Source organism: Paraburkholderia sp. GAS42 (genome assembly GCF_050436565.1).
In the GTDB taxonomy this organism is placed as follows: Bacteria; Pseudomonadota; Gammaproteobacteria; order Burkholderiales; family Burkholderiaceae; genus Paraburkholderia.
In genome coordinates, this window is sequence record NZ_JBNDML010000008.1 from 255,392 (window position 1) to 264,256 (window position 8,865).

The following is an 8,865-nucleotide window of genomic DNA, read 5'->3' on the forward strand; positions in this document are numbered from 1 at the left end:
AGAACAGGCACACCGCAAAAGTTAATAAACAACGCAAAAATCCAGATAATCAGAACGCGCCCTGCGCATCCCCTTTCGACGCTGCGCCACGCGCAACAAAATGCCCTGCCCGCTCACCCGTCGGCTGCCCATCGCGATACGACAACACGCCGTTCACCCACACCGCGTCGATGCCATCAGCAGCCTGTTGCGGCTTCTCAAATGTCGCTGCATCACGCACCCGCGCCGGGTCGAACAGCACGAGGTCAGCGTGATACCCCACATGCACCTCGCCACGCTGCGTCAAACCAAAGCGGCCCGCAGACAGGCTCGTCATCTTCCGCACCGCCTCTTCCAGCGGAATCAGACCGGTATCGCGCGCGTAATGTCCGAGCACACGCGGAAACGCGCCCCACAACCGCGGATGCGGCAGCGGATCGTTCGGCAAACCATCCGAGCCCACCATCGTCGCCGGATGCGACAGGATCCGCCGCACGTCGTCCTCCGACATGTTGTGATACACCGCGCCCGCCGGCCGCAGCCGTTTGCCCGCTTCCTGCTGCGTCACGCCCCACTCGGCCGCGATGTCCTTCACGAGCTTGCCCGCCATCTCCGGATGCGGCTCCGACCACGTGATCGTGATGTCGATATCGCCCGTCACCTGCTTCAGATCCAGCGTCGACGAGCTGCGGTTGTATGGATAGCAATCGCAGCCGATCGGCTGCAACCGGCGCGCGCCCTCCAGCGACTTCAGCACCTCCGTGCTGCGCCCCCAGTTCGACGGCCCCGCACACTTCAGATGCGAAATGATCACCGGCACCCGCGCATGGCGACCGACCTTATATGCCTCGTCCATCGCATCGAGGATCGCGTCGAACTCGGTGCGCATGTGCGTCGTGTACAACGCGCCCGCCGCGGCGAGTGGCTCGGCCAGCGCCATCACTTCTTCGGTCGGCGCGGAAAACGCCGAGCCATACGCAAGGCCGCTGCTCAACCCAAGCGCGCCGTGCGCCAGCGCCTCTTCCAGCTGCGCGACCATGCCTTCGATTTCCTGCGCCGTCGCCGCGCGATCCAGCCGGTCCATCTGGTTGTTACGCAACGCCGTGTGGCCGATCAGCGCGCCCACGTTCACGGCCGGCCGCGCCGCGTTCACCGCCTCGACATACGCGGCGAACGTCGGGTATTTGAACGCTTCGCGCTCGCCGAGCAGATTCATCGGATCCGGCGGATCGCCCTTCAGCGCGACCGGCGAAGCACTGATCCCGCAATTGCCGACGATCACCGTCGTCACGCCCTGCGTGATCTTCGGCAGCATCTGCGGTGAGCGGATCACGTGCGTGTCGTCATGCGTGTGGACGTCGATGAAGCCCGGCGCGAGCGCGCGGCCGTTCGCCTCGATCAGTTCTTCGGCGAGCCAGTTCGACAGGTTGCCGATCGCGACAATCTTGCCGTCGCGCACCGCGACGTCGCGCTCGACCGGCGGCGCGCCCGTGCCGTCGTAAAGCTGCGCGCCGACAATCAGCGTATCGGCGGCTTCAGGATGCGAATGCATGGATCAATCTCCTAGCGGTTGTCGTTCGCCGCCGCCGCGATGGGCGTCGAGCGCGTGTTTCATGCGACGCAGCAACTCGCGACTCTCGTCGCCGAGGCTGACGGCCAGCTCGGTCACAAGCACGTCCAGCGCCATCATCATCGCGTAACGCGACGACGACGGCTTGTAGATGAAATCAGTTTCAAACGCGACGATCGGAATCACCCAGTCAGCCAGCTTCGCCAGCGGCGACGCAGGGGCGGTCAGCGCGATCAGCGTCGCGCCGTAATCGCGCGCGATCCGGCAGTTTTCGACCATCTCCGGCACGCGGCCCGTCGTCGACAGCGCGATCACCACGCAATCGCGCGAAACGGTGCTCGCCACCATGCGCTGCAACAAACCGTCCTGATACGTCGCCACCGGACGACCCAGTCGCACGAGCCGGAAACGCATTTCGTCGGCGAGCGCTGTCGAGCCGCCGCCCATGCCGAACACGTAGATCATCCGCGCGCCGCGCAGCACGGCCGCGGCGTCCGCGAGCGGCGCCTGACGCAGCAACTGGTGGTTATGGGCAAGCGCGGTCTGTAATTCGTCGAAGACACGCGTAGCAAGCGGCTCGGGCGCATCAGCAGCCGAGTTCGCCTGCAGGAAGCGCTGTCCGACGGCGGCGGCCTGCGCGAGCCGCAGCTTCAGTTCGCGCACGTCGCGGCAACCGACGGCCTTTGCAAAACGCGTGACAGTCGCGATACTGACGCCCGCCTGCTGCGCGAGCGCGCCAATGCTCGCGCGCGCCGCGCCGGTCAGATCGTCGAGAATCAGCGCGGCGACCTTGCGCTCGGCCGGGCGCAACTCGGGCGCGCTCTCGGCGATGCGAGCGACAATGTCGAAAGTAAGCGGCTCAGCAGTCGAATTCATGGAAAACGGTGGGAACGCAGCACGGCAAGGGGTATCGTGCGACATAACATATTTGTCGCTCGCGAAACCGGCATGGTACTAAATAACATTTCTGGATCCATGCTACTTTCGTTAAGATATAGCTGTCAACTTTGGTTCAATTTAACTGGACGATGGAGCAGGAGTACATGAAAGTTACAAACTATCAGGGCGCGACGATTGATCCTTATAGCAAGGGCTTGGGCATGGTTCCGGGCACCAGTATCCAGCTGACGGACACCGCACGCCTTGAGTGGAATCTGCTGGACGAAGACGTCAGCCTGCCGGCTGCCGTGCTGTACGCGGATCGTATCGAGCACAACCTGAAGTGGATGCAGGCTTTTGTCGCGGAATATGGCGTCAAGCTCGCGCCGCACGGCAAGACAACGATGGCGCCGCAACTCTTCCGTCGCCAGCTGGAAACCGGCGCGTGGGGCATTACGCTCGCCACCGCGCATCAGGTGCGCGCCGCGTATCACGGCGGCGTGCAGCGCGTGCTGATGGCGAACCAGCTGGTCGGCCGTCGCAACATGATGATGATCGCGGAACTGCTGAGCGATCCGGAATTCGAATTTTTCTGCATCGTTGATTCGGCGGACGGCGTCGACCAGCTCGGCAAGTTCTTCGGATCGGTGCGCAAGCAGTTGCAGGTGCTGCTCGAACTCGGCGTGCCGGGCGGACGCACTGGGGTGCGTAGCGTCGGGCAGCGCAATGCGGTCCTCGAAGCGATCGCACGCTATCCGGATTCGCTGAAGCTCGCAGGCGTCGAGCTGTATGAAGGCGTGTTGCAGGAAGAAGGTCAGGTCCGCGAGTTTCTGCGCAACGCGGTCGACATCACGCGCACGCTCTCGAGCGAAGGCCGTTTTGCACGCTCGCCGGCGATCCTGTCGGGCGCGGGTTCGGCCTGGTATGACGTGGTCGCGGAAGAATTCGCGAAAGCATCGGCCGAAGGGCAGATCGAAATCGTGCTGCGTCCAGGCTGCTATCTGACGCACGACGTCGGCATCTACAAGAAGGCGCAGAACGACATCTTCGCGCGCAATCCGGTCGCGAAGAAGATGGGCGAAGGCCTGCTGCCGGCGCTGCAACTGTGGGCGTACGTGCAGTCGATTCCCGAGCCGGATCGCGCGATCATCGGTCTCGGCAAGCGTGATTCCGCGTTCGACGCGGGCATGCCGGAGCCAGCAAAGCACTATCGTCCGGGCACCAAAGCGCCGCGCAATATCGCGAAAGATGAAAAGTGGGAAATCTTCGGTCTGATGGACCAGCACGCGTATCTGCGGATCCCCATGAACGCCGATATCAAGGTCGGCGACATGATCGCGTTCGACATCTCGCATCCGTGCCTGACGTTCGACAAGTGGCGTCAGTTGCTGGTCGTCGATCCGTCGTATCGCGTGACTGAAGTGATCGAGACGTTTTTCTGAGTCCCGCCTTTCGCTTGCTGCAGAAGACGGAAATCAGCAGCGCGTCAGACAGGCTCGACAGGCAACGTCGCGGCCACTTCACCGATGCGCGCTTCCAGCATCGTAAGCGCGCCCGACAGCGCCGCGAGCGCGTCATCCGGCAGCGCCGCCATCGTTTCGTGAAGAAACGTATTGCGGCGCGGCATGCTGGCTTCGATCGCCGCGCGCCCCACTTCGGTCAGCTTCACATTGGTCACGCGGTTATCGCGCGCGTCCATGCTGCGTGCGATCCAGCCCATGCCTTCGAGCGTCTTCAGCTGTCGCGTCAATGCGCCCGGGTCGACCTGCAAACGCTCGACCAGCCGCTTCTGCGACGACTCGCCCGCCTGACTGTGCAACGCCAGCAGAATGCGCCAGCGCGGCATCGGATGGCCGACGTGCGCCTCGAACGCGGACATGAACGAACGGTACGTGCGTCCGAACTGCTGAACAATGGCGATGCGATCCTGTTCTTCCATGATTGATCGATAGAGCGGCTGACGGGAAGTCAGTCGGCGTGGATAACGGGCTCGACGTGACGTTGAAGCTTGATCGGCGGCACGCGACGACTCTGCCAGACCGACGCGATGGCGATCACCGCAGCGACCGCAAGGCCGATGTGAATCGCGGAAACAAGCGCTTCACGCGCGGCTTCGAGCAACAGCGCGCCATTGTGTCCGGTGTGGGCAAGCTGGCCCAGCAGCGTCGACTGCGCGTCGTGATTGATCAGAATCTGTGGATCGCTGAGATCGACGAACCACTGCGTCGCGTGATCGCTTTCCAGCGCATTGCGCACGCCGTTCGCATACATATGGGAGACGAGCGTGCCAGTCAGCGCCGTGCCGATCATCCCGCCGATCATCCGCAAAGACTGCAGCAGCGCGGTCGCGATACCGAGATGCTCACGGCCGGCTGTCTGCTGCGCGAAAATCGTCAGGTTCGGCATCACAAAGCCGAGACCCACGCCGCCGAAAATCATGAACGTCATCAGGATCGAGTGCGGCATCCCGCGCGTCGCGACGACCACACCAAGACACGAAATCGCGAGCAGCGAAAAGCCGATGTACAGCATCAGGTTCGGATTGCGCATGCGCGACACGAGCCGGCCGTTCGCAATGCTGCCGATCGTGATGAACACGACGAGCGGCGTGATGACGAGCCCCGCTTCCTTCGGCGACAACCCAAAGCCGCCCTGAAACAGCAGCGGCGCATAGAACAGCAGCGAAAACATCGTGAAGCCGCCCATCACCGCGAGCGTGAACAGCGCGGCGAGGCTGCGGTTGCGGAACATGTCGACAGGAAGAATCGGCTGCGGGAAGCGCTTTTCCCACTGCCACAGCGCCCACGCGGACACGACACTGATCGCCAGCAACAGGGGCGCCGCACCGCCAATGCCGTGCTTCGGCAGCATTTCGACGAAGAGCTGCAAGCAGCCGAGCGCGACAGCGATCAGCAATGCGCCAGGCCAGTCGAGTTGCATCCTGGTCTCGTGCTTGACGTGCCGCAGATGCGGCAGGAAGCGCCACACAAAAAACAGCGATAGCAGCCCCACCGGCAGATTGACGTAAAACACCGAGCGCCAGCCGTAGTACTGCGTGAGAAAACCGCCCAGTGATGGCCCGACCGCGTTTGCGATGCCGAACGCCGAACTCATCAGCACCTGCCAGCGCAGCCGCACGACGGAGTCGGGAAAGAGATCGGGAATGCACGCGAACGCCGTGCCAACCAGCATGCCGCCGCCAATGCCCTGCAATCCACGCGCGATGACGAGGAACAGCATGTTGTTAGCCATGCCGCAGAGCACCGAAGCCGCCGTGAATACGACGATCGACGCGATCACGAACGGCTTGCGCCCGTAATAGTCGCCGAGACGCCCGAAGATCGGCACCGTAATCACCGACGTCAGCAGATACGACGTCGCGACCCACGCGTACAGTTCGAAGCCTTTGAGTTCGGCGACGATGGTCGGCAGCGCGGTGCCGACCACGGTCTGATCGAGCGCGACCAGCATCGTGACAAAAGAGACACCGAGCATCGCCATCAGCGATTCCCGGAACGGCAGGACTTGCCCACTCGAATGGTGAGCAGCGGTGTGAACAGCCATTTTTTGATCGTGCAACGGTTGACGGGTCAACGAATATTGAATCATACCATGCCCGCTGGCTCTAAACTGGCTGAACCGGCGCTTCTGTCGTCCAGAAACGCGCCGCTGAACTGATCGCCAGCACACTCAGGGAGAGTCATGGAATCCATTCCCCGCGCCGCACACCAACTGTCGACCGAGGATCTGAACGCGCTGCGCCGCGCGAAACACGAGCTTGAAAGCCCGGCGCTCGCGATGAAGCTGGCGAGCATCGTAGGCGCGCCGCTGGAGAAGCTGATTGCGCGCATGCCGGGCATCGCCAGCGAGAAAGTGACGGAAGCCACCCAGGCCGCGCTGCGCAAGTGTCTGCAGATCGCCTTGCGCACGCTCGGCCGCAATGGCGGCGCCGGCCCATTCGCCGCGCCGGACAAACCCAGCAATCTGCTTCACAAGTTCGCTGTCGCCACGACAGGCGCCGCCGGCGGCGCCTTCGGCCTGTTTGCGCTACCGGTCGAACTGCCCGTGACGACGACGTTGATGTTCCGTTCGATCTGCGACGTCGCGCGCAGTGAAGGTGAGGACCTGTCGGACATCGACACGCAGTTGCAATGCCTGACCGTGCTCGGCATGGGCGGCACGTCAAAAGCCGACGACGACGCCGATCTCGGCTATTTCATCGTGCGCGGCGCGCTGGCGCAGTCGGTATCGAAGGCGACCTCGGAGATCGCCACGAAAGGCATGACGTCGCATGGCTCGGCGGCCTTGCTGCGGCTGCTCAACACGATCGCTTCGCGCTTTTCGGTGCAGGTCAGCGAACAGATCGCGGCAAAGTCGATCCCGGCGATCGGCGCAGTGCTGGGCGCGATGGTCAACACCGTCTTCATCGATCATTTCCAGCAGGTCGCGCACGGCCATTTCACCGTGCGGCGGCTGGAACGTCAGTACGGACAGCCGCTCGTCGAGGCGACGTATCAGACGATCGACGTCTCGCTCGACGGCTGATTCGCACGCGTCGACGTTGCCTCGTTGACGAAGGCGGCCGCGTTGTCGAGCGCCTTGCACGCCTCCGGAATAAACGGCGCGAAGATCTGCCACGCGTGCGGCATCTTCGCCCAGATTTCGCATTCGACGCGAACGCCCGCCGCGCGCGCCTTTTCGGCGACGCGTCGTGTGTCGTCCAGCAGCACTTCGGTGTCGCCAGCCTGCAGGAGGAGCGGCGGCAGGCCGTGCAGGTCGGCGTACAACGGCGACGCGTACGGATGCGTCGAGGACGTATCGCCCAGATAGATCTGCGCCGCGTGCGCGATGGCGGGGCCGCTGAACATCGGGTCGCGGCCATCGTTGGTGTGGATCGTATCGCCGGTTGCGGCGAGATCGGTCCATGGTGAAAACAGGAGGCCACCGGCGGGCAGCGGATCGCCGGCGTCGCGCAGCGCCACGAGCGTCGCAAGCGCGAGGCCACCGCCCGCGGAATCTCCGGCAATCACAATCGATCCGGCTGACACGCCATCCACAAGCAGCCGACGGTAGGCCGCGAGGGCATCATCAAGCGCGGCGGGAAAGCGATGCTCGGGTGCCAGGCGGTACTCAAGCGAGAACGTCCGCGCATTGGCGCGCCTGGCAAGTTCGAATACGAGCGAGCGATGCGATTGCGGCGAGCAGAAGTAATAGCCACCACCGTGCAGATAGAGAATGGTGCGTCGCGCCGCCGCTTGAGAAGAAGCAGGCGGTTCGAGCCATTCGCCACGAAGCGGCGTGTCGTCCGGACGGTACTGCTCGCGCAGTGTCCAGCCGCGCGGCACGCGTGGCGACCAGACACGTTTCGCGGTTAGCGCCCGGGCATGTTCGACGCTGATCTTCGGTTGCAGGGTCTGCGGATGGAACCGCCTGCGCAGAAACCAGCACGCGAGCGCACTTTGCCAGCTCATCGGCACAGCCTCCTCGAAAGGTAAGCGGTGATGGTACGTGCGATCGCTCGAACCGTGCTGGACGACGGGTTCTGGATTCCAGGACAGCGCAAGGCCGCCTCTGGCGGCCCGGCTGTTCCTCGTCCGTCAGTTCGCCGGCAACACCTGACCGCGGATTTCACCACTCGGATTCTGCGCGGTATGAACGTTGAAGTACCACTGTCCGCCCATCAGATCCGTCACCTGCTGTTCGGTCAACGTGGCCGACCCCTTGATCGGGTTCGCAAGCGCGCCCTTGTCGATCGGCACCTGCACCTTCGCGTTCTGGCCGACGGGCGCTGGGCCGTGAAAATGCGCCATCGTCACGGGACCTGACAGGTCGCCGTACGTGATTGTCCATCGCAGGGTTTTCGTCGACGTATCGAACGACGCACTCAGATCGCCGTGTCCGTGACTCACGCGCGGCGGTACTTCGCTGGAGGGTTGCAGATCGGCCTTCAGCTGGACCGTATCCGCGAATGCCACGCCCGATGCCAATGCCCACAATACGACAGCCAGATTCAGTCTGCGAATCGCGATCATCTAGTTCTCCTGGTCTTGTGTAGCGCCGGGTGCAAAGGGATCGATCGCACGGGGCGCACCACATACTAGTGCAAATCGGCTGACGTCGTTCGTCGCGCTCAAGTCGGGAGACGAAAAAAAAAAGCACCGCGAACGGTGCTTTTTTCAGCTATGAGAGCGGCATCAAAGCGCGCTTTAGAAGCGGTGACGCAGACCCGTCGATACAACGGCCTGGTTACGTGACGAGGACGGCGCATTCGTACCGAAGACCTGTGTCGGGATCAACGCACCATTGCCACCGGCAGAGTAGACGCCTTCTGCATAGCTTCCCAGGGCCGGCAATCGTCCCCGGTGTTCCGGAAGAAACGCTGCTGCGCTATAACACAGGTGGCAGCGCCCTGATGACCGGAACATCACTGGTGCCCG

Annotated in this window: 8 protein-coding genes; 2 read left to right on the forward strand and 6 right to left on the reverse strand. The window is 63.2% G+C overall.

All coding sequences use genetic code 11. The features are described from left to right. Positions 1 to 49 precede the first annotated feature (49 nt). Together P3T16_RS14920 and P3T16_RS14925 are read right to left on the reverse strand one after the other, a co-directional pair. The gene (locus tag P3T16_RS14920; protein WP_429254786.1) at positions 50 to 1,531 is read right to left on the reverse strand and encodes an N-acyl-D-amino-acid deacylase family protein; all 1,482 of its coding nucleotides are present in this window, start codon (positions 1,529 to 1,531) and stop codon (positions 50 to 52) included. A gap of 3 nt (positions 1,532 to 1,534) precedes the next feature. After that, positions 1,535 to 2,425 carry a MurR/RpiR family transcriptional regulator gene (locus P3T16_RS14925; RefSeq protein WP_429254787.1) on the reverse strand — a complete coding sequence of 297 codons (891 nt, stop codon included), beginning with the start codon at positions 2,423 to 2,425 and terminating at the stop codon, positions 1,535 to 1,537. 167 nt (positions 2,426 to 2,592) lie between these two features. Here P3T16_RS14925 and P3T16_RS14930 point away from each other — a divergent pair, with 167 nt between their 5' ends. Beyond that, a complete protein-coding gene (locus tag P3T16_RS14930) occupies positions 2,593 to 3,870 on the forward strand; it encodes an amino acid deaminase (RefSeq protein ID WP_429254788.1) in 1,278 nt (425 codons plus the stop codon). Positions 3,871 to 3,914: 44 nt separating this feature from the next. Here P3T16_RS14930 and P3T16_RS14935 read toward each other — a convergent pair whose 3' ends face one another. Continuing rightward, the gene (locus tag P3T16_RS14935; RefSeq protein WP_429254789.1) at positions 3,915 to 4,367 is read right to left on the reverse strand and encodes a MarR family transcriptional regulator; all 453 of its coding nucleotides are present in this window, start codon (positions 4,365 to 4,367) and stop codon (positions 3,915 to 3,917) included. A 29-nt stretch (positions 4,368 to 4,396) separates the two neighbouring features. Next, on the reverse strand, positions 4,397 to 5,992 hold the full coding sequence (locus tag P3T16_RS14940; protein WP_429342849.1) for an MDR family MFS transporter: 1,596 nt from the start codon (positions 5,990 to 5,992) through the stop codon (positions 4,397 to 4,399). A 138-nt stretch (positions 5,993 to 6,130) separates the two neighbouring features. Here P3T16_RS14940 and P3T16_RS14945 point away from each other — a divergent pair, with 138 nt between their 5' ends. Further along, positions 6,131 to 6,973 carry an EcsC family protein gene (locus tag P3T16_RS14945; RefSeq protein ID WP_429342850.1) on the forward strand — a complete coding sequence of 281 codons (843 nt, stop codon included), beginning with the start codon at positions 6,131 to 6,133 and terminating at the stop codon, positions 6,971 to 6,973. Here P3T16_RS14945 and P3T16_RS14950 read toward each other — a convergent pair. Further along, positions 6,943 to 7,899 carry an alpha/beta hydrolase gene (locus P3T16_RS14950; protein ID WP_429342851.1) on the reverse strand — a complete coding sequence of 319 codons (957 nt, stop codon included), beginning with the start codon at positions 7,897 to 7,899 and terminating at the stop codon, positions 6,943 to 6,945. The genes P3T16_RS14945 and P3T16_RS14950 overlap by 31 nt on opposite strands. A gap of 126 nt (positions 7,900 to 8,025) precedes the next feature. Then, on the reverse strand, positions 8,026 to 8,460 hold the full coding sequence (locus tag P3T16_RS14955; RefSeq protein WP_429342852.1) for a CHRD domain-containing protein: 435 nt from the start codon (positions 8,458 to 8,460) through the stop codon (positions 8,026 to 8,028). Between the last annotated feature and the right edge of the window lie 405 nt (positions 8,461 to 8,865).